The sequence below is a fragment of the Sulfitobacter sp. HI0027 genome (genome assembly GCF_001634775.1).
Lineage (GTDB): Bacteria > Pseudomonadota > Alphaproteobacteria > Rhodobacterales > Rhodobacteraceae > Sulfitobacter.
In genome coordinates this window covers 16547-37699 of sequence record NZ_LWER01000046.1, presented here as the reverse complement: position 1 = coordinate 37699, position 21153 = coordinate 16547, and the positions used below count along the sequence as shown (strand labels likewise).

At 61.2% G+C, this 21153-nt stretch carries 19 protein-coding genes and 1 tRNA gene; 11 read left to right on the top strand and 9 right to left on the bottom strand.

Annotated elements, in window-relative coordinates; genetic code table 11:
* The first annotated feature begins 19 nt into the window (after positions 1-19).
* The 6 genes from A3722_RS02965 (at position 20) to A3722_RS02940 (ending at position 5891) form a co-directional block, all read left to right on the top strand.
* Positions 20-460, top strand: coding sequence for a TrgA family protein (locus A3722_RS02965; RefSeq protein WP_067624727.1), 441 nt, complete (start codon positions 20-22; stop codon positions 458-460).
* A 5-nt stretch (positions 461-465) separates the two neighbouring features.
* Positions 466-1599, top strand: coding sequence for an NUDIX domain-containing protein (locus tag A3722_RS02960; protein ID WP_067624730.1), 1134 nt, complete (start codon positions 466-468; stop codon positions 1597-1599).
* A gap of 13 nt (positions 1600-1612) precedes the next feature.
* Positions 1613-2647: a cysteine synthase A gene (locus tag A3722_RS02955; protein WP_067628661.1), complete on the top strand. Its 1035-nt coding sequence runs from the start codon at positions 1613-1615 to the stop codon at positions 2645-2647.
* Positions 2644-5010, top strand: coding sequence for a DUF3772 domain-containing protein (locus A3722_RS02950; RefSeq protein WP_067628660.1), 2367 nt, complete (start codon positions 2644-2646; stop codon positions 5008-5010). Before A3722_RS02955 ends, A3722_RS02950 begins: the two co-directional genes overlap by 4 nt.
* Positions 5007-5729: an alanyl-tRNA editing protein gene (locus A3722_RS02945; RefSeq protein ID WP_067628658.1), complete on the top strand. Its 723-nt coding sequence runs from the start codon at positions 5007-5009 to the stop codon at positions 5727-5729. The genes A3722_RS02950 and A3722_RS02945 overlap by 4 nt, the downstream gene beginning before the upstream one ends.
* A 72-nt stretch (positions 5730-5801) precedes the next feature.
* Positions 5802-5891, top strand: a tRNA-Ser gene (locus A3722_RS02940).
* Positions 5892-6004: 113 nt separating this feature from the next.
* Here the strand turns inward: A3722_RS02940 and A3722_RS02935 are convergent.
* From A3722_RS02935 to A3722_RS02920, 4 genes are all read right to left on the bottom strand, one after another.
* Positions 6005-6295: a hypothetical protein gene (locus A3722_RS02935; RefSeq protein WP_067628656.1), complete on the bottom strand. Its 291-nt coding sequence runs from the start codon at positions 6293-6295 to the stop codon at positions 6005-6007.
* A gap of 435 nt (positions 6296-6730) precedes the next feature.
* Positions 6731-7327 carry a L,D-transpeptidase gene (locus A3722_RS02930; protein WP_067628654.1) on the bottom strand — a complete coding sequence of 199 codons (597 nt, stop codon included), beginning with the start codon at positions 7325-7327 and terminating at the stop codon, positions 6731-6733.
* Between the two features lie 111 nt (positions 7328-7438).
* Positions 7439-9076, bottom strand: coding sequence for an FAD/NAD(P)-binding protein (locus A3722_RS02925; protein WP_161487666.1), 1638 nt, complete (start codon positions 9074-9076; stop codon positions 7439-7441).
* A gap of 140 nt (positions 9077-9216) precedes the next feature.
* On the bottom strand, positions 9217-9786 hold the full coding sequence (locus tag A3722_RS02920; RefSeq protein ID WP_067628649.1) for a YcbK family protein: 570 nt from the start codon (positions 9784-9786) through the stop codon (positions 9217-9219).
* A gap of 331 nt (positions 9787-10117) precedes the next feature.
* On the opposite strand from A3722_RS02920, the gene A3722_RS02915 reads away from it, so the two are divergent.
* From A3722_RS02915 to A3722_RS02900, 4 genes are read left to right on the top strand one after another with little or no spacing between them, the layout of a single operon-like run.
* Positions 10118-11734 carry a L,D-transpeptidase family protein gene (locus tag A3722_RS02915; RefSeq protein WP_082849335.1) on the top strand — a complete coding sequence of 539 codons (1617 nt, stop codon included), beginning with the start codon at positions 10118-10120 and terminating at the stop codon, positions 11732-11734.
* A gap of 34 nt (positions 11735-11768) precedes the next feature.
* Positions 11769-12860 (top strand): UDP-3-O-(3-hydroxymyristoyl)glucosamine N-acyltransferase, encoded by a 1092-nt coding sequence (lpxD, locus tag A3722_RS02910; protein WP_067628647.1) that lies wholly within the window; start codon positions 11769-11771, stop codon positions 12858-12860.
* A gap of 32 nt (positions 12861-12892) precedes the next feature.
* Positions 12893-13150, top strand: a complete 258-nt coding sequence (locus tag A3722_RS02905) for an acyl carrier protein (protein WP_067628645.1) — start codon at positions 12893-12895, stop codon at positions 13148-13150.
* Between the two features lie 4 nt (positions 13151-13154).
* The gene (locus tag A3722_RS02900; RefSeq protein ID WP_067628643.1) at positions 13155-14363 is read left to right on the top strand and encodes a beta-ketoacyl-[acyl-carrier-protein] synthase family protein; all 1209 of its coding nucleotides are present in this window, start codon (positions 13155-13157) and stop codon (positions 14361-14363) included.
* A 73-nt stretch (positions 14364-14436) separates the two neighbouring features.
* On the opposite strand, the gene A3722_RS02895 is transcribed toward A3722_RS02900, so the two are convergent.
* Positions 14437-15087, bottom strand: coding sequence for an invasion associated locus B family protein (locus A3722_RS02895; protein ID WP_067628641.1), 651 nt, complete (start codon positions 15085-15087; stop codon positions 14437-14439).
* A gap of 468 nt (positions 15088-15555) precedes the next feature.
* Between A3722_RS02895 and A3722_RS02890 the strand changes: the two genes are divergently transcribed.
* The gene (locus A3722_RS02890) at positions 15556-17097 is read left to right on the top strand and encodes a helicase HerA-like domain-containing protein (RefSeq protein WP_067628638.1); all 1542 of its coding nucleotides are present in this window, start codon (positions 15556-15558) and stop codon (positions 17095-17097) included.
* 74 nt (positions 17098-17171) lie between these two features.
* Here the strand turns inward: A3722_RS02890 and A3722_RS02885 are convergent, their stop codons facing one another.
* Genes A3722_RS02885 through A3722_RS02870 form a run of 4 tightly spaced genes read right to left on the bottom strand, consistent with a single transcriptional unit; the run spans position 17172 to position 21086 of the window.
* A complete protein-coding gene (locus A3722_RS02885; protein ID WP_067628636.1) occupies positions 17172-18476 on the bottom strand; it encodes a branched-chain amino acid ABC transporter permease in 1305 nt (434 codons plus the stop codon).
* On the bottom strand, positions 18473-19483 hold the full coding sequence (locus A3722_RS02880) for a branched-chain amino acid ABC transporter permease (protein WP_067628635.1): 1011 nt from the start codon (positions 19481-19483) through the stop codon (positions 18473-18475). Before A3722_RS02880 ends, A3722_RS02885 begins: the two co-directional genes overlap by 4 nt.
* Positions 19484-19485: 2 nt before the next feature.
* Positions 19486-20307, bottom strand: coding sequence for an ABC transporter ATP-binding protein (locus tag A3722_RS02875; protein WP_082849332.1), 822 nt, complete (start codon positions 20305-20307; stop codon positions 19486-19488).
* Positions 20304-21086: an ABC transporter ATP-binding protein gene (locus A3722_RS02870; protein ID WP_067628634.1), complete on the bottom strand. Its 783-nt coding sequence runs from the start codon at positions 21084-21086 to the stop codon at positions 20304-20306. The genes A3722_RS02875 and A3722_RS02870 overlap by 4 nt, the downstream gene beginning before the upstream one ends.
* Between the last annotated feature and the right edge of the window lie 67 nt (positions 21087-21153).

Sequence of the window (21153 nt, the reverse complement as noted above, 5' to 3'; positions counted from 1 at the left end):
ACCCCGCTAGGAGCCGAAAATGCCGACTGGTGCACGACTTATGGCCGCGATCTCACTCGCGGTGCTGGCCTTTATCCTGTCGGGAATGGTCGTGCCCTTGATGCCGGAAAGCACGGATTTCGGGTACTTCCTGCCGCTGAACATGGTGCTGGGCCTTCTGGTCGGCTGGCGTGTGATGGGCAAGCGCGCCGGGCGTGGCATTACGGCGGCAATCAACAACGGTCTGGCCGGAGTCTTCGTGCTGATGCTCTGGGCGATTTTCTTGCAGGCGGCGAATGAGATGGTCCGTCTGGCCCTGCGCAATCGTTATGACGATCCCTTTGAGGCCATCGTTGCCGTGTTCCAGATCGGCGCGGAGTTCGGGGTGATGATCGCCACACTTCCCATCGGTGTGGCGCTCGTTGTCGGGGCTGTGATCGCAGGTCTTTTGACCGAATTTGCTTATAACCGTTGGTCCTGATCCCCATGCGACATCTTTTTATTTACGGCACCCTGCGGCATTTGCCGCTTTTGGAAATTGTGCTTGGCCGTTCCGCCAGAGCGATTGACCTGCGGCCTGCGACCTTGCCGGGCTACCGCGTCTCAGCCGCCGCCGAGGGGCCGTTTCCCACGATTGAGACATGCGAGGCCGCGCAGGCCGAAGGGCTGCTGGTTCAAGGGCTGAGTGCGGATGATTTTGCCCGGCTCGATTTCTATGAAGGCGCCTTTGACTATGATCTGGTGCCGGTGACATTGGCAGACGGGCAGGCGGCAGAGGTCTATCTGTCGCAACCGGGGCGCTGGACGGCGCAGGGGCCGTGGTCGCTCGCACAGTGGGAGGCCGATTGGGCCGCGCTCTCGTGCCACGCCGCGCGCGAAGTCATGAGCTATATGGGCAAGCGCCCCCGCGCCGAGGTCGACGCGATGTTCCCGATGATCCGCCGCCGCGCCCATCAACAGGTGCTGGCTGAAACGAGCGCGCATGATCCGCTGGCCCTCGACGGAAAGATTGAGATTACCGGCCGAGATCGCGTTTACGCAAAGTTCTTTGCCCTTGATGAAATTTCCCTCCGCCACGAGACCTTCGACGGTGCCATGTCCGAGGAGATCGACCGCGCGGTCTTTGTCAGCGCGGATGCGGCGTTGGTGCTGCCTTATGACCCCGCACGCGACCGCGTGCTGCTGGTTGAGCAGATCCGCATGGGCCCTTTGGCGCGGGGCGATCACACTTGCTGGCAGTTAGAGCCCATCGCGGGCCATATTGATCCTGGTGAGACACCGCAGGCCGCCGCACGGCGCGAGGCGCTCGAAGAGGCGGGGATCACATTAGGTGCCTTGGAACCCGTAGGAAACGTCTATGCCTCTCCCGGCAATGCGACGGAATTCTTTCACATTTTCGTTGGATTTGCGGATTTGCCGGATCATATCATCGGCACGGGCGGTTTGGCCTCAGAGGGCGAGGATATACGGTCGCATTTGATGTCCTTTGACGATCTGATGGCCTTGGCCGATGCGCAGGCGCTTGCCAATGCGCCACTGGTGGCAAGCGCCTATTGGCTGGCCCGTCACCGCGAACGCTTGAGGTCCGAGAGCGCGACAGCTAAACCGGACGGAACATGAACTGGGGGCAAACATGCAGGTTGCAAAAGATCTGGCCGAGGCCATTGGAAATACACCGCTGATCCGGCTGCGTGGCGCGAGCGAAGAGACCGGCTGCGAAATTCTGGGCAAAGCGGAATTCATGAACCCCGGTCAGTCGGTCAAGGACCGCGCGGCGCTGTTCATCATCCGCGATGCCATTGCGCGGGGCGAGTTGAAGCCCGGCGGCACCATTGTCGAAGGCACGGCAGGCAACACCGGCATCGGGCTTGCGCTTGTGGGCGCGTCGATGGGGTTCAAAACCGTTATCGTTATTCCTGAGACCCAGTCGCAGGAAAAGAAAGACATGCTGCGGCTTGCCGGTGCCGAACTGGTGCAGGTGCCTGCGGCTCCTTACAAAAACCCCAACAACTTCGTCCGCTATTCTGAGCGTCTGGCGAAGGAACTGGCCAAGACCACGCCCGAAGGGGTGATCTGGGCCAACCAGTTCGACAATACCGCCAACCGTCAGGCGCATATTGAGACGACAGGCCCCGAGATCTGGGAACAGACAGGCGGCAAAGTGGATGGTTTCTGCTGTGCGGTCGGCTCTGGCGGCACGCTGGTTGGCGTGGCCATGGCGCTGCAGCCCAAGGGCGTGAAAATCGCACTGGCCGACCCCGATGGCGCGGCACTGCACAATTATTACACCGAAGGCGAGTTGAAAGCCGAGGGCAGCTCAATCGCCGAAGGCATCGGGCAGGGGCGGATCACCGCGAACCTCGAAGGGTTCAAACCGGATTACAGCTATAACATCTCTGACGAAGAAGCCCTGCCGGTGGTCTTTGATCTGCTGGAAAACGAAGGGCTCTGCTTGGGCGCTTCTTCTGGCGTGAACGTCGCAGGCGCCATGCGCATGGCGAAAGAAATGGGGCCGGGGCATACGATCGTCACCGTGCTTTGTGACTTTGGCACGCGCTATCAGTCCAAGCTCTTCAATCCAGAGTTCCTGCGCGAGAAGGGGCTGCCGACGCCCGGCTGGCTTGATGCCGCGCCGCAATCCATTCCAGGTGTTTTCGAGGATACATGACCCAAATGCTCCGCTTCGCCCTCGGCCTTACCGCGTTGCTGGTCTGGCTGACCGGCGCTGCAGTCGCTCAAGAACCGGTTCTGCCGGATTTTGACCAATGGGAATCCGTCGCGTCCACCGCTGAAGAGGCAATCGACGCGACGGACACGACCGAGACCATGCTAGAGGTGCAGCGCGCCCGGCTGGTCGAGTACCGCACTAAATTCGACGCGGCGCGAAATCTAAACGCGGCGCGGATCAACGCGCTGCGGGAACAAATAGCTGCCCTTGGCACCCCGCCCGAAGGCGAAGGGGCCGAACCAGAATCGCCCGAGGTCGCCGCCAACCGTGAAGAGCTGAACCGACAGCTCAACACCCTGCTGACGCCGGTTCAGCGGGCCGAAGCGGCGTACCTGCGGGCCGATGCACTGATCGGTCAAATCGACGTGGCTCTGCGCGAACGTCAGACCGAGCAGTTGATGGAGGTCGTGCCCACGCCGCTCAACCCGGTCCACTGGCGCACGGCAATCGACGATTTGGCCACCGCAGCGGGAGAAATCGCCGCCGAAGCACCGGATGATGCCGACACGGCGCGCCGCAGTCTGCGGTCCTCTCTACCCGCGGTTCTGGGGCTCACCATACTCGGCTTGGTGCTGATTTTGCGCGGTCACCACTGGTCGACGACAATCGTCGGGCGGCTCCAACAGTTTGGCGCGCGCGGTTTCGGCATCTGGCGCTTCGTCGTTTCGCTATTGCGGATCATCCTGCCCACGGTCGGTTTGGTCTTGCTGGCCATGGCCATATTGGCAACCGATTGGCTAGGGCCTCGCGGCTCTGCCTTGGTGCAGCTTCTCCCTGTAATTGGCGGCGCGATGCTCGGCGTTCGCTGGGTGGCCGAGCGGGTGTTTTCACGCGACGAAGACGAGGCGCTGATCCTGCTTCCGCGTCCCGAACGGAAAGCCGTACGCTTTTACGTCAGCATCATCACAGTGACCGTCATTCTGGGCGCGATTATCCGTGCGATTTTCGAGGGGCAACAACCGGCTGAGACCACCGAAGCAGTGCTCCGCCTGCCTGTGATGCTGCTGAGCGCCTTTGCCCTGTTCCGCATCGGTCGCATTCTGCACGGCCACAGCGACCCGGTGCCGGAGGATACACCTGCCTCTGAAGAGCCGCGCGTATCGACCCTGAGCCGCGTGGTGCGCGGTCTGGGCTTGGGCGCGATGATCGTGGCCGTGGTGGCACCGCTTTTGCTGATCAGTGGCTATTACAACGCCGCCGTGTCGCTGCTGCCGCCTTACGTCACGACGCTGGTCCTTTTGGGGCTGGTGATGACGCTGCAACGCTTCTTGGCGGATGTCTACGGCGCAATGACCGGGCAGGGCGTTCAGGCACGCGATGCGTTGATGCCGGTGTTCTTTGGCCTGATCCTACTGCTGCTCTCGCTGCCGGTGATGGCTTTGGCATGGGGCGCGCGGGTCACCGATCTGACCGAGCTTTGGGCGCTCTTCAGCCGAGGCTTCGCCTTTGGCGAGACGCGGATCCGTCCGACGGACTTCCTCTCTTTCGCAGTGATTTTCGTGATCGGCTATGCCGCCACCCGTCTTATTCAAGGTGCGCTGCGCAGCAACGTCTTGCCAAAGACGCGGATGGACATCGGCGGACAGAACGCCATCGTCTCGGGGATTGGCTATGTCGGTATTTTCCTCGCCGCGCTGCTGGCCATTACCGGGGCCGGGATCGACCTATCCGCGCTTGCCTATGTCGCCGGTGCGCTGTCGGTCGGTATCGGTTTCGGTCTGCAAAACGTGGTGTCGAACTTCGTGTCGGGGATCATCCTGTTGATCGAACGCCCGATCTCCGAAGGCGATTGGATCGAGGTGGGCGGCCAGATGGGCTATGTGCGCGACATCTCGGTGCGCTCGACAAGGATCGAGACCTTTGACCGTACCGATGTCATCGTGCCCAATGCCGATCTGATCAGCGGCACGGTCACCAATTACACCCGGGGCAATACCGTGGGCCGCCTGATCGTGCCCGTGGGCGTGGCCTATGGCACCGATACCAAACGGGTGGAAGGCATCTTGCAAGAGATCGCCCAAGCGCAGCCCATCGTGCTGACCAACCCGCCGCCTGCGGTGCTGTTCCTGAACTTCGGTGCCGATGCGCTGGAATTCGAGGTCCGCTGCTACCTGCGGGATGTCAATTGGATGATGAAGGTCAAGAACGACATCAACCACGCCATCGCCGCGCGTTTCAACGAAGAAGGGATCGAAATTCCCTTTGCCCAGCGTGATCTCTGGCTGCGCAATCCTGAGGCTTTGAAAAGCGATGCCGCGCCCGCGCAGGACGAGGGCGGCAAAACGGCGGAGCCGCAGGCATGACAGGCGAACTGTTTCGGACGGAAGCCTATCTGCGCGACGCGCCGGCCCGAGTAGCGGCCCATACGCCAGAGGGCGGGGTGATCTTGGACAATTCCCTGTTCTACCCCACTGGGGGCGGCCAGCCGGGCGACAGCGGCTGGCTGACATGGGACAAACAGGAACTCTCCATCGCCACCACCGTGCGCGACCGTGACAGTGGCCGTATCGCGCTGGTTCCGGCCGAGCCGCGTGCCCTGCCGCCCGTCGGGGCCTATGTGACCCAAGAGCTCGACTGGGACCGGCGCCACAAACATATGCGCGTGCATACGGCGCTGCATCTGTTGTCGGTGGTGATCCCGCATCCGGTGACGGGGGGGCAGATCTCGGCCAGCCACGGACGGCTTGATTTCAACATGCCCGATGCGCCCCAAGACCGGGCGGAGCTGGAAGAGGCGCTGAACCACTTCGTCTCTCTCGACGCGCGGTTGAGCGAGGATTGGATCACCGAAGCCGAACTTGATGCGGCCCCGGAACTGGTCAAAACCATGTCCGTCGCGCCGCCGCGCGGGCGGGGTGACATTCGTCTGATCCGCATTGGTGACGCGCAAGACCCCATCGACTTGCAGCCCTGTGGCGGCACCCATGTGGCCCGAACCGGCGAAATCGGCGCGCTTCGCCTTGGAAAGATTGAGAAAAAGGGCCGGTTGAACCGCCGGGTCTATGTCCACCTGGGCGGTTAGATAAATTTATCTGTCTTGGGGGGATTTCGCTCTTGCAACTCACTGTCCCCCCAAGCTAAACCGCGCATCAACGGAGCGGTGGCCGAGTGGTCGAAGGCGCACGCCTGGAAAGTGTGTAGGCGGGAGACCGTCTCCAGGGTTCGAATCCCTGTCGCTCCGCCATTTTCCCCTTTCTTGAGAATATAGTTTTTCAGCCCGTCTGGGCCGTTCGATGATGCATGCAAGAAAGCCCAGCACCTCTCGGTCCGGGCCTTCTCAGTTCTATTCACGTCGGCTCAGCGGGAGTCGTTACCCGCGCCAAAACCGCCATAGGCAAAACCTTCGCCCAAGCTGCTCTGCAGGCCGTTAGTTGAGAAGTTGGCGACAGGCGCACGATCATCCGAGAATGTCTCCAGCCGAAGGTCTGCGGCGCGTTCGTTGGGACGGGTGGCACCGGCCTGCTCAGCGTAGACAACGCCAGAGGTCACGGAGGTATCGAGCCGCAGGTCATCGTAGCGGGTCGACTGACCGGCAAGGCTGGCAGTGGCGATCAAAGTGGCGGCGGCGGTTGCGATAAAGAGTTTCATTTTCAGGTCCTTTCAGGTTTGGGAAAGGGCGGCGGCTTACTCGCTCTGGGGAGAGGCGGGGAGGTCGGGAGGCCCGTTCGATACAATGATATTAAAGGGGGACAGTGCGCTGTTACAAAGCAACTCGGTTCACCGCGCTGTGTTGAGGCGAGACGCCGCGCGATTGAAGCGTAACAATCGGCAGGAATCTCCCAAAGCATTGTTTAGGATATATGTTCTCTGGATCAAAACGTTTGACGCGCACTGCAAGCAGGGGCCAAATACCCCCTTCAAGCCCTGTTACAGACCCGTCGCAGGAACGTGTCCCACGCCACTGCACGGCCTGCTCCTCCGCGCGTGTAGAATGTTTCAATCATTAGGGTTGGTTTGGCGACAGAAAAAAGCCCGAAACGGATTTTCTCCGCTCCGGGCTTTTGATTTGTACTGCGATATTGCTTAGACCAGTGGCTCGTAAAGCACCACGCGGGTGTTCATCGGTACCCGGTCATAAAGCTCAGCCATCTGGTCGTTCACCAGACGGGCGCAGCCGTTGGAAACGCGCTTGCCCAGCGTGCTGGGATCGTTGGTGCCGTGGATCCGCAGAAAGGTGTCGCCGCGCTCTTCGGTAAAGAGGTAGAGGCCGCGAGACCCAAGCGGGTTGTCCAGACCGCCATCCATACCATCGGCGTATTTCTCGTATTTCTCCGGTTCGCGGTCGATCATATCCGGCGTCGGGGTCCAGCTTGGCCATTCCTTCTTGGCGCCCACGTAGAACTCACCGGATTCGTAGAGACCGGGGCGACCGACGCCCACGGTATAGCGCCACGCCATATTGTCGGGCAGCGTCCAGTAGAGCGCAAAGTTATCGGGATCGACGTGGATCTCATAGGGCGGCGCGCCTGCCGCGATTGGCACTTTGCGCGGCATCATCTCTGGCGGCACATCATAGTTCGGCATTTCCTTGGGCGGATGCGCCAATGCGGGCGTGGCGAGGCCGCCGCTGAATGCTGCGCCGCTGGCTGCTATACCGGTGATGAAATGTCGTCTTCTCATTGCGTCGTTCCCCTTTTCTTCAATCTCGTGTTGAAGGGGAAACCGTTTCAGGGCCCGGCTGTTCCATCATTATAACGGGATCACAAACTGTTGTAGCTTTTCAACAGCGCTTTAGGCCGACAGTCTTTCAATCACGCCCTGCGCCCAACGGTCGGCAGATTGGCCAAAACAATCATGCAACGAATCCACCGCCGTCACGCTGCCAAGCGCCAAACGGCCCAATAGACACAGGCCGGGAACGGGGTTTCCGCCTTGGTCACATAGGGTGCCGTCGGGCGCAATCGCCGCGGCCAGATCGGTTGAAACTGGCGCGAGGAAACCCTGCGTGATAAGGTTGGGCAGGGGCAGGCCCTTGATGTTGGAGAGGACCGGCGCGGGAAGCACCGCGTCGATAATAACGGAGACTTTCGCCTCCCGGCCTTGAGAGCGGAGGGTCCAACCTTGCTCTGTCTCCGCAATTTCGGGGTTCGTGGTGAGCGCCAGATCAGCCAATCCCGCGTCGATAAGGGCCAACATTTCTCGCGCCGAGGACAGGGGCGGCCCGTAAGAATACCGCTTTAGCCCCTCGTCGAAGTCTATCAACCGCTTTGCCGTCTCCGGGGTTGCGTGGCCCGGATTGAAGGCCGCGCGCCATTGATCCTGCCATTTGCGCCAAACCTGCCCTAGCGCGTAGCCCGGGCTTGGCGCGACCTCTCCGGCGGCCAGGTCTATCCCATAGCGCAGGGCGTCCATTGGGGGCAGACGGTCCTGCGCGCCGGGGTCTGACCATTCCGTTTCCAGCCACTCCGCGACCTCCGCCTCGCTCACATTCTGCGGCCCAAGGATGCGGGCCACCACGGGCACCATGGCCCCTGAGATAAGCGAGGGTGCCACCTCAGGCCCCGCGCTGACCGCTGCCGTGGCGGCTTGGATGAAATGGGCGGTCTCCTCCGGTAATGGCTCGAAAAGCGCGTCGAGGGCGGCATTCCCCGGTTTGGGGAAGGGCGGCTGACCGTTGAGCGAGAAGGGCAGAATGCGGCTCGGCTCCCCGCCCGAGGCGTGATAGCCCGCCGGATCGAAACCGCCGCCCTGCGCCGTGGTCAGGCTGCGCAACACGTCATAGGTTGACAGACCCAAGCCCCGGATGGCGACCTGTTTGCCCTGCCAGCCCGCCGCCTGTTCAGCGAGCGCTGCCGCAGGATAGGCCTGCGCGACCTCCGCCTTGGTCTGCGCCGCATGATCTTGCCATCCGGCCCATTGCGCGTCCGCCTCTACGGGCGGCTGGCCGAGGGTGAGAAGGACTTCGTTATAAACTGCCTCCGCGCCGGACTTCGATTCGACACGCCAGCCCGAGCCTTTCCGCGAGATCCGCGAGACTTGGGCCGGGATCAGCCTGAGAGTCGCGCCGGTTTTCTTAAAACCCTGCGCAAAAAGATCGTCCCAACGCGCATTAAGGTAGCGGCCCATATCGGCGCGGGATGGGAAACTGTCGGGATCGATGGGCTGGTCTTGCCACTCCGCAAAGCGCCCCACGGTCGTTCCTTGCGGCGGCCGGATGGCGATATCGCGGTATGGGATGTTGAGCAGACAATAGGCCGGCTCTGATGGGGCGAAGTTTGGTCCGGCGCCGGGGTAGGGGCCGGGCTCGTAAATATCGATCTGCACGCGGCGGTCGGTGGACTTGAGGCGCTGTGACAGGGCCTCCAACGCGCCAAGGCCCCGTGGCCCGAATCCGATCACCGCAATTCGCGCTGTACCCTTTGGCTGCATGTCGCTCCCCGATCTTATTCCAGCGCGACCGTAGAGGCGCGCCATGGCAGGGGAAAGCCCGCGCGCAACAAAAGCGCGCTACAAAAAAGGCACCCGAAGGCGCCCTTAACAAACCACTCATTTCACCGGAGAGGCTGCGATCAGCCGCCCCAGCTGCGCACCGAGCCGCAGTCCATATGGGTGAAGTTGGAGCCGGAATAGCGCCCAACACCGCCGCCGCCGCAGGCAATCGCCGCACGGGCCACCTGATGCACCGAGCGCGATGCGAGGCGCAGGTCAGCGGCCTGACCTTTAAGGTGCAGCGAGTTCTTGGCCACACCGCTAGAGCGGGAGCGCAACATCGCGTTGGTCTTTGGGCTGCGGTAGCCGGACAGAAGCATATAGGGCTCATTCACATCGAGCAGGTTATGCGACGCGGCCATGATGTCGACGGTACGCAGGTCCATGTTGGTGACCTCATCCGTCCGCCAATCGCGCATAAAGTGGTTGATCTCGGCAAAGGCGTCTTTGATATAGTGACCTTCGATCCAATAGATCATGTCCAGCCGTTCGCCTGTGCGACCGGAAAACATGCGGATGCGGCGAATATCGCCAGCGCCACGCAGAAAACCTGCCGCGTTAGAGAAGGTGGGAGCTGCTGCAACGGTGGTTGCTGCGAATGCACCCAGAAGGGCGCGTCGGGTCATACCCGAGGAGCTTGTGCCTGTCATGTGTCTCTGTCCCGTCGTCTGCCTAAGTTACCCAAGATGTTACATGGGCCATTCATCTCATCCCCAGATGCAACATTGTTATTGCATAGCGGGAAAATCTGACCAAGGGCTGAATCGGAAAGGTTCCCGAGAGGTACAAATTTAGGCAAGTTTTTGCGCAATGTGGTTAAAAAACCCAATGTTTACAGGGAAAACCGATGCCCGATGCGCACAGATCAAAACCAGATTTTCCTGCGAACGGAAATTTGAATGGACTTGCGCGTCTTATTATTGGCAAACCGGGCAGGCAATAGGGTCGCTCGGCGGCAATGGTAAATTCACGGGGAACGACATGGGATTCAGCGCGACATCTTCACGGCATCTGCCCAATCTAATCGCGGGGCTGGCCCTGATGATCACGGCGTTGATCTTTGCCGCGCCCGCCACGGCGCAGGTCACCGCTTTCAAGCAGGCGGTCGCCGAGGCTGCCGCGCAGGATGATGACATCGCTGCCTTCTACCGCGAAAATGACTACGCCGCGATCTGGACCGGTGCCGCCGAGGAACACCGCGCGCGCCGTTCGGAATTGCTGCGGGCGATCACCACGGCGGATGACCACGGCCTGCCGGTGACGCGCTATAACCCCGATGCCGTTCTGGACATGCTGCGCAACGCGCAGAGCCCGCGCGACCGGGGATTCGCCGAAGTTGAACTGAGCCGCGTCTTCCTGCGCTACGCCCGCGACATACAGACCGGCGTGCTGATCCCCAAGCGGATCATCAGCCAGATCGTGCGTGAAATCCCTTACCGTGACCGCAAGACCTATCTGCAAGACCTGCCCAAATCCTCTCCCGCCGCTTATTTCCGCGCGCTGCCGCCGCGCAGCCTTGAGTATAATGCGCTGCTCAAAGAGAAAATCGCGATGGAAAAGCTGCTGTCGCAGGGCGGCTGGGGCCCATCGGTTCCCGCAGGCAAGCTTGAGCCGGGCGATACTGGCAATGACGTGATCGCACTGCGCAACCGTCTTATCGCCATGGGCTACCTGGAGCGGTCCAACGCCGTTGGCTATGACGCCAGCCTCACCGATGCCGTGCGCCAGTTTCAAGAGGCGCACGGGCTGAACACTGATGGCGTCGCAGGTCCGGCCACGATGAAGCAGATCAACATCGGTGTAGAGCAGCGGCTGCAATCGGTCATGGTGGCGCTGGAGCGCGAGCGGTGGTTCAACACCGACCGCGGCAAACGTCATATCCTTGTGAACATCCCCGATTTCTCGGCCAAGATCATCGACGATGGCAAAACCACCTTCCAGACCCGTTCGGTCGTGGGGGCCGCCCGCGAAGACCGCCCGACGCCGGAATTTTCGGACGTGATGGAGCATATGGTCGTGAACCCAAGCTGGTATGTGCCGCGTTCAATCATTGTTGGGGAATACCTGCCGCAGCTCAAGCAGAACCGTAATGCGGTGAACCATATCGAGATCACCGACAGCCGGGGCCGCAAGGTGAACCGCGGCGCGGTGAACTTCAACAAATATACCGCGCGGACCTTCCCCTTTGCCATGCGCCAGCCGCCCAGCAACACCAATGCTCTGGGTCTGGTGAAATTCATGTTCCCCAACAAGTACAACATCTACCTGCATGACACCCCGGCCAAGAGCCTGTTTGACCGCGACGTTCGCGCCTTCAGCCATGGCTGTGTCCGTTTGGCCGAACCGTTTGAATTTGCCTATGCGTTGATGGCTCCGCAGTCTGCGGATCCCGAAGGCGAGTTCCAAGCCATTCTGCGCAGTGGCCGCGAAACACGGATCGTCTTGGAAGAGCAAGTGCCTGTGCATCTGATCTACCGCACCGCCGTCACCAACGCCCGTGGTCACACCGAATACCGCGATGACGTCTATGGCCGGGATGCGCTGATCTGGAACGCGCTGGCCAAGGCGGGGGTGGCCTTGCGCGGCGTTCAGGGGTAACTCTCGGGCGCGCAACAAGTAAGGGCCGCCCGAAATGACCTATAGTGTTCAGCAAATCGCCAAAGCCGTCGGCGCCACCGCCGAGGGTGACATCGAACTCATGGTCAGCGGCGTTGCCGAACCGGCCAGCACCAAACAGGGTGAGATGGCGCTGGCGATGGACCCGCGCTATGCCAGCAGCCTTTCTGAGGGTGCCGCCGAGGTGGCGATGCTCTGGGAAGGCGCGGATTGGCGGGCTCTGGGTCTCAAGGCGGCAATCTTGCCGAACCGTCCGCGCTATGCGCTTTCCGGTGTGACGCGCATGCTCGACAAAGGGCAGGGGTTCAAGCCGGGCATCCATCCTACAGCCGTGATCGACCCCGAGGCCGTGCTTGGCGATGATGTCTCGGTCGGGCCGCTGGCGGTGATCTCTGCCGGGGCGCGGATTGGCGCGGGTAGCGTGATCGGGCCCCTGTGTTTTGTCGGCGTTGATGCGGCATTGGGCGAAGGCTCTTTCCTTCGTGAACACGTCAGCATCGGCGCGCGCGTCACCATCGGTCCACGCTTCATCGCACAATCAGGCGTGCGCTTGGGCGGCGACGGTTTCTCTTTCGTGACGGCTGAGCTTTCTACCGTGGAAAGCGCGCGGCAAACCTTGGGCGATCAGGGCGACGCGGCACCACAACCTTGGACCCGCATTCATTCGCTCGGCGCTGTGACCATCGGCGCGGATGTTGAGATGGGCATGGGCTCCACCATCGACAATGGCACCATCCGCGACACCCGCGTGGGCGATGGCACGAAAATCGACAACCTAGTGCACATCGGCCACAACGCGGTGATCGGTAAAAACTGTCTGCTTTGCGGGCAGGCCGGTGTTGGCGGTTCGACCCGCGTGGGCGACAATGTTGTGCTGGGCGGGCAGGTCGGTTTGGCCGATAACATCACGATTGGCGACCGGGTGATCGCGGGCGGCGGGACGATCGTGTTGTCCAACGTGCCCGAGGGGCGCACCATGCTGGGCTACCCCGCCACGCAGATGAGCAAACAAACCGAAATCTACAAAGCACTGCGCCGTTTGCCCAAACTGCTGCGTGATGTCGCGGCCCTGCAAAAGGTGGTTTCCAAAGCCGACAAGGCTGACTAAACCTGCCGCGGACATTGTTGAGGGACGCAGCCATGAGCACTCAGGATCAGGTCATTACCATCCTCGCCGAACAGGCCATGATTGAGCCGGAGGATGTCACGCTCGACAGCACGCTGGAGGATCTGGGCATCGACAGCATGGGGGTTGTCGAATGCATTTTCGCCATAGAAGAGACATTCGACATCAACGTGCCCTTCAATGCCAACAGCCCCAGCGAGAGCGATTTCGACATCTCGACAGTGCGCAGCATCGTCGCCGGGGTGGAACGGCTAAAGGCCGAACAGAGCTGAGCCCATGAAAAGAGTTGTCATCACAGGTGCCGGCACGATCAACGCTCTGGGCCTGTCGGTGCCACAGACACTGGCCGCGATGCGCGAAGGCAAATGCGGCATCGGCCCGCTTGAGTTCCGCGATGTGGAGCGGCTGGCCATCCGCATCGGCGGTCAGGTGCGCGGGTTTGAGGCCGAAGGGCGCTACAACCGCCAGCAGATCGCGCTTTACGATCGGTTCACGCAATTTACCCTCGCCGCAGCCCGTGAAGCTATTGAGCAGTCGGGGCTGACTTTCACCGATGAGTTGGCCGCCCGCGCCGGTGTGGTGCTGGGCACGGCGGGCGGTGGCGTGTCGACGTGGGACGATAACTACCGCGCGGTCTATGAAGAGGGCAAAAACCGGGTGCATCCCTTCGTGGTGCCCAAGCTGATGAACAATGCTGCGGCGAGCCATGTCAGCATGGAATGGAACCTGCGCGGCCCGTCCTTTACCGTGTCGACCGCTTGCGCCTCGTCTAACCACGCAATGGCGCAGGCTTTCGCGATGGTCCGCTCTGGCATGAGCCCGGTGATGGTGACGGGGGGATCGGAATCGATGCTGTGCTTCGGCGGTGTTAAGGCGTGGGAAGGGCTGCGCGTGATGAGCCGCGATGCGTGCAGGCCCTTCTCGGCCAACCGCAATGGGATGGTGCAAGGCGAGGGCGCGGGGGTCTTTGTCTTCGAAGACTATGACCACGCGCGGGCACGGGGGGCCGAAATCCTTTGCGAGGTTGCAGGGTTCGCCATGACGTCGGATGCCAGCGACATCGTCATGCCCTCCAAGGCCGGGGCCGGGCGGGCCATGCAGGGTGCGCTGCAGGATGCGGGGATCAACCGCGAAGAGGTCGGCTATATCAATGCTCATGGCACCGGGACGGCGGCCAACGACAAAACCGAATGCGCCGCCGTGGCGGATGTTTTCGGCACCCATGCGGATCGCTTGATGATTTCCTCCACCAAGTCGATGCACGGCCATGTCATCGGCGGCACCGGCGCGGTTGAGCTTTTGGCCTGTATCATGGCGCTACGCGATGGGGTGATCGCCCCCACCATCGGCTATGAAGAACCCGATCCTGAATGCGCGCTGGATGTGGTGCCGAATGAGGCTCGCGCGGCGCAGGTCAATGTGGCGCTCAGCAATGCCTTCGCCTTTGGCGGGATGAACGCTGTGCTGGCCCTGCGCCGCACTTGATCCACGCACGGCCAAAGAAAATGCCGCCCCCGAAGCCGGGAACGGCATCTAAATCCGTAAAATCAGGCAGGTCTTACTGCTCGATCACCGAAACTTCATCATAGCCAGCGGTGAACCCATCGAGCGAGAGTGTGAGATTCACTTTTTGATCCGGGGCCAGCGCGGGCACAATGGTCAGCACCGCTTGCTTGCCGCGTTTGAAAGCACCGATATCGGCATCGGTCAGACCCATGCGCACATAGCAGCCCACCGGATTGCAGAAAGCGTAGGGGTAGCGGCGGGCCTTGCCACCATCGACCGACAGGGTCAGCTGTGCGGGCAGGGCGGTCTCAAGCGGGACAACAACCGTGGCACCGGCTTTGGCCTGACCACCATCAGGCAGACGGAAAAGCGAGACTTCGGCAACCGGCGCGCCTTCGCCATCAGCAAGGAGCTGGTACATCTGGCAGGGGTCGACCTCTTCCTCGGTCTTGATGCAGCGCATTTCCCAAGAGCCGATCTCTTTCTTGGTGTAGGGCTTGCCCAGTTCGGGGTCTTTGTCCGCATCTTCGCCAAGGCTCAGCTGTTCTTCGATCTGAGCCGCATTGCCGCTGGTGCCGGGCTGGAGCTGCTGCTCTTCGGTCTGGGCAGGCTGTTCTTCCGTAGCGGTCTGGGCCAAAGCCGTCATTGGGGCCGTCAGTGCAAGCGCTGCACAAAGCGGCAGGGCGGTCATAAACTTGCTCATGTCATATCCACATTTGTTGCGTTACCGCCCCTTACCACGCCGCCGCGGGATTGTCAGTGGCCATGGCCGCATTTCAATCATGGTTCGGGCAATTTCATGCCGACCTGAGCGGGGGCGGTTTCCCTACGTTCTCAGGGGTTTAGGCGGCACAAATGCAAAAGGGGACGCAGCGCGCCCCCTTTCCGTGTACTTTCTCCCCGTCGGACTGGGCCGACTTATTAATGCCACGTTAGGCAAGCAGATGATGCCGGTCAACAGGAAAAATGCGACAATCTGTCAGGGGCTCGCGACAGTCCTTGGCAGAAAAAGGGCCGCACCCGAGGGCGCGGCCAAGTCTAACAGGGAGGAAGTACACCCACCCGAAAGAAGGACATGCGGGCGGGGTGCCTTCACTATGGCGCGCAAAGGTTAAGTTTGTATGCTCTAGTGGAACGGACGAATGGCTAAATTTGACAGAAAGGCCCCAGCGTGAGCAGTGACATCTTTATCGGCGGCGGCGGTCCCGACCATGCGACCAAGCAATTCCTCGATCTTAGCTATGCCAACCGCCACGGGCTGATCGCGGGGGCGACGGGCACGGGCAAGACGGTGACGCTGCAAATCCTTGCCGAGGGCTTTGCCAATGCCGGGGTGCCGGTGTTTCTGTCGGATGTGAAAGGCGATCTGTCCGGCCTTGCAGTCGCGGGAAGCGAGACCGCCAAACTGCATGTCCCCTTCACCGAACGCGCGGCAAAGATCGGCTTTGACGACTATGCCTATCAATCCTTTCCGGTGACTTTTTGGGATCTTTTTGGGCAGCAGGGCCACCCCGTTCGCACCACCGTTTCCGAGATGGGCCCGCTGCTGATCGCCCAATTGCTCAGCCTTTCCGAGGCGCAGGAGGGCATCCTGAACATCGCCTTTCGCGTGGCCGACGAAGAGGGGATGCCCCTTTTGGACCTGAAAGACCTGCAATCCCTGCTGGTCTGGGTGGGCGAGAATGCAAAGGACTTGGCGCTGCGCTATGGCAATGTCTCGACCGCGTCGGCGGGCACGATCCAGCGGCGGCTGTTGGTGCTGGAGAACCAAGGCGGCGCGCAGTTGTTCGGCGAACCGGCGCTGGCGCTGTCGGACCTGATGCGCTGCGATGCCGATGGCCGCGGACGGATCAACATCCTCGCCGCCGACAAGCTCATGGCCTCGCCCAAGCTCTATGCCACCTTCCTGCTGTTGCTCATGTCCGAGCTTTTCGAAGAACTGCCCGAGGTCGGCGACCCCGACAAACCGAAGCTCGTGTTCTTCTTCGACGAAGCGCATCTGCTGTTTGACGACGCGCCCAAGGCGCTGGTCGACAAGGTAGAGCAGGTGGCACGCCTGATCCGCTCCAAGGGGGTCGGCGTCTATTTTGTCACCCAAAACCCCGCCGACGTGCCCGACGATATCTTGGGCCAGCTTGGCAACCGCATCCAACACGCGCTGCGCGCTTTTACGGCGCGCGACCGTAAGGAACTGCGCCAAGCTGCTGAGACCTACCGCGAAAACCCGCGTTTCGACACCGAAGAGGCGATCCGCGAGGTCGGCGTGGGCGAGGCGGTGACCTCTATGCTGCAACGCAAGGGCGTGCCGGGCGTGGTGGAGCGCACCTTGATCCGCCCGCCGTCTTCCCGGCTGGGGCCAATCACGGTGGCAGAGCGTGCGGCGGTGCTGGCGGAGTCCGATCTGGCGGGGAAATACGAGACCGTTCAAGACCGCAACTCGGCCTATGAGATGCTGAAGGCCCGCGCGGAGGCGGCCGCCAAAGAGGCCGAGAAAGTCGAAGCCGCCGCCGAGGCAGAGGATGAAGCAGCCCGCGAGTTTCAAAAAGCCCGCCGCTATGGCGGAGCTCGCAGCGGCGGCGGCAGCCGATCGGGCCGCAAGGCTTCGGACGGATTTGGCGATGCCATCGCAAGCGCGGTGATCAAGGAACTGAAAGGCACCACCGGGCGCCGTATCGTACGCGGCATCTTGGGCGGTTTGTTCAAAGGGCGCTGAGAAGGTGGACAGACCAAAAAGGGGCGCGGTAGCAATACCGCGCCCCTCTTATATCAGGTGATCTCACCCACAGTTTACCGCTCGGGGATCAACCCGCGTGGGCTGAAGCGTAGCACCAGCAGAAGCACGATGCCCATGGTCAACAGCCGCATATGCGCGGCGCTTTCGATCAGATGCGCCTTCAATGCCGAGCCTTCGGACATGCCAGCGGTGATCAGGCTCATCAGCCACAGACCCATCGGTTCGACCTGCACCCAGAGGAACCAGATCAGGAAACCACCCAAGATCGCGCCGAAGTTGTTGCCCGACCCGCCAACGATCACCATCACCCAGATAAGGAAGGTAAAGCGCAGCGGCTGATAGGTGCCCGGTGTCAACTGGCTGTCCATCGTGGTCATCATCGCACCCGCGATGCCGCAAATGGCAGAGCCGAGGATGAAGACCTGCAGATGCCGCGCGGTCACATCCTTGCCCATGGCTTCGGCCGCGACTTCGTTGTCTCGGATTGCCCGCAGCATCCGGCCCCAAGGGGAATGCAGGGCACGCTGGCTCATCCACAGCAAAAGGATCAGAACCACCGCGAAAAGCGCGATATAAAGCAGTTTGACCCAAAGCGTCGAAGCCTCCACCGGGTCAAACCCGAAGCCGGCGGCGCGTTCCACAAAGGAGGTGCTGTTCTGCAGATCGATCTCATAGGGCACCGGACGGGGCAGGCCGATCACGTTTTTCACGCCGCGGCTCATCCAGTCTTCGTTTTTCAGCACCGCGATGATGATCTCGGCAATCCCCAGCGTGGCAATCGCCAGATAGTCCGACCGCAGGCCAAGCGCCGTCTTACCGATGAGCCAAGCCGCCCCCGCAGCAAAGAGACCACCCACGGGCCAAGAGATCAGCACCGGCAGGCCAAGACCACCAAGATAGCCGGTCTGCGCGGGATTGATCGCCTCGACCGCCTCAACCGCAGGATCAAGCAGGGCGCGGAAGATGAAAAAACCGATGACCAACACCGCGATCACCGCAAGGGTGCGCGCCGTGCCGGGGGCCATGCGTTTCATCAGCATGACCGCCGCCACCACGGTGCCCGCCCCAAGGGCCAGCGCCCCCAGAATGGCGAATCCACCGGTAGACCAAGCGCCCTCGGTCGGGGGCATGGAGACCAGTACAGCCGCCAGACCGCCCAAGGCAACAAAGCCCATGACGCCGACGTTGAACAGCCCCGCAAAGCCCCATTGCAGGTTCACCCCAAGCGCCATGATCGAAGAGATCAGGCCCATGGCGATGATAAGCAGAGCAGAGTTCCAGCTTTGGGCAAAGCCAGTGTAGATGATCATCAAGGCGATGATGCCGAAAAGGATCGTGTTTTTCACAGTCTGGGTCATACCGATTTCCCCTTGAACAGGCCGGTGGGCTTGATCAGCAGAACGATCAGAAGAATGACGAAGCTGACCGCAAATTTGTAATCCGTGCTCATAAGCTGCACCAAGCCGTCAGGCTGCAGCCCTTCGGGCATCACATAGCCCAGCACCTTTTTCCACGCATAGGTGATCGTAACCTCGCTGAATGCGATCACGAAACCGCCCGCGATCGCCCCCACCGGAGAGCCAAGCCCGCCGACGATGGCCGCCGCGAAGATCGGCAACAGAAGTTGGAAATAGGTGAAGGGTTTGAACGACTTATCAAGTCCGTAAAGCGTGCCCGCGATGGTCGCGAGTGCGGCCACGATCATCCATGTGATCATCACCACCCGCTCAGGGTTGATGCCCGACAAAAGCGCCAGATCCTCGTTGTCGGAATAGGCCCGCATGGATTTGCCCGCGCGGGTCTTGTTGAGGAACCAGAACAGCACGGCCACAACGATGATCGCGGTGATGATGGTGATGCCTTGGGTCGTCTTGAAGGCCAGACCTTCGCGCAGGCCGGTCATCTCTTTGAAATCCCGCGCCGACATGATGAAGCGCTGCCCGTCGAGGAAGTTCTGATCGTCCGCGCCGATGATGAAGCGGGTGATCCCGTTGTAGATGAAGGTCACGCCGAGCGAGACGATCACGAGGATCACCGGTTTGGCCTTTTGCTCGCGGTAGAATTTATAGACCACCCTGTCGGTGCCCAGCACCAGCAGCATGGCAAAGGCGATGCCGAAGGGCAGGGCCAGAAGCGCCGTGGGCAGCACGCCGAGGCTGAGACCCATGGACTGGAACAGCCATGTTATCAGGATCGTCGCCATGGTGCCCATGGCCATCGTGTCGCCATGGGCGAAGTTGGAAAACCGCAGGATGCCGTAGACCAGCGTCACCCCAAGCGCGCCAAGCGCCAGCTGCGAGCCATAGGCGATGCCCGGAATGAGCACATAGTTCGAAAGTGCAATAATTGCGTTGAGCAGATCCATGTTCAGCCCCCTAGAAACGATTTGCGGACTTCAGGATCGGCCAGAAGCTCTTTGCCGGTGCCGGTAAAGGCGTTTGCCCCCTGCACAAGCACATAGCCCTTGTCCGCGATCTCAAGCGCCTGACGGGCGTTCTGTTCGACCATCAGGATCGGGATGCCGGTGCGGGCCACCTCGATGATCCGGTCAAAGAGTTCGTCCATCACGATGGGCGAGACACCCGCTGTCGGCTCATCCAGCATCAAGACCTTAGGTTGGGTCATCAGCGCCCGGCCCACGGCGACCTGCTGGCGTTGACCGCCCGACAGTTCGCCCGCTGCCTGATTGCGTTTTTCCTTGAGGATCGGGAAGAGGTCATAGACCTGCGCCATCGTATCGCAGAAATCGTCACGGCGGATGAAGGCCCCCATCTCTAGATTCTCTTCGACCGTCATCGAGGTAAAGATGTTTGAGGTCTGGGGGACAAAGCCCATGCCCTTGGCCACCCGGTCTTGCGGGCTGAGATTGGTGATATCCTCCCCATCCAGCCGCACATGGCCTTTGCGCATGTCGAGCATGCCAAAGACCGCCTTCATACCAGTGGATTTGCCCGCACCATTGGGGCCGACGATCACGGCGATTTCGCCGCGATCCACTGCGATGGTGCAGTCATGCAGAATGTCGGGGCCCGCGCCGTATCCGGCGGTCATGCTGTCGCCGATCAGAAAGGGGCCGCCGGGGGCGGGGTGAGTTTTGCCGCTGGCCTTGGGCATGATGCTGCCTTGGCCCTTTGCGTTGCCGACCGACCAATCTTTGTTGCCGCGGTCGCCGTAGGGATCATTGCTCATGCGCCTACCTTGTCCTTGTTCTTCAGGCCGGTGCCGAGATAGGCCTCGATCACCTGCTCGTTCGCCTTGATCTCATCGAGCGTGCCTTCGGCCAGCACGTGACCTTCGGCCATGCAGATCACCGGGTCGCAAAGGCGGCCAATGAAATCCATGTCATGCTCGATGACGACGAATGTGTAATTGCGTTCTTGGTTCAGACGGATGATCGCGTCACCGATGGTGTTGAGCAGCGTCCGGTTCACACCCGCGCCGACCTCATCCAGAAAGACGATCTTGGCATCCACCATCATGGTGCGGCCCAGTTCCAGCAGCTTTTTCTGGCCGCCCGAGATCTGACCGGCCTTTTGCTCGGACAGATGTTCGATGGTCAGGAATTCCAGCACCTCATCGGCCTTGGCTTTCAGTGCGCGTTCCTCATCGGCGATGCGCTTGGTACCGAACCATGTGTTCCACAGTGTTTCGCCCGACTGGTTGCCCGGCACCATCATCAGGTTCTCACGGCATGACATCGACGAAAATTCATGCGCAATCTGGAAGGTGCGCAGCAGCCCTTTATGGAACAGCTCATGCGGGGGCAGGCCGGTGATGTCTTCACCGTCCATGGTGACCCGGCCCGAAGTGGGCTGCAGCACGCCTGCGATAACGTTGAACAGCGTGGTTTTCCCCGCGCCATTGGGGCCGATCAATCCGGTGATCGATCCCTTTTCAATCGACAGGCTTGCCCCGTCGACGGCGTGAAACCCGCCGAAGTGTTTGTGTACGTCGTCTACGACGATCATATGTCCATCCCCGTGTCCGCCACCTTGTGGCTGGTTTTTATTGGTCGTCTTGCGGTGGGCCGCGCAT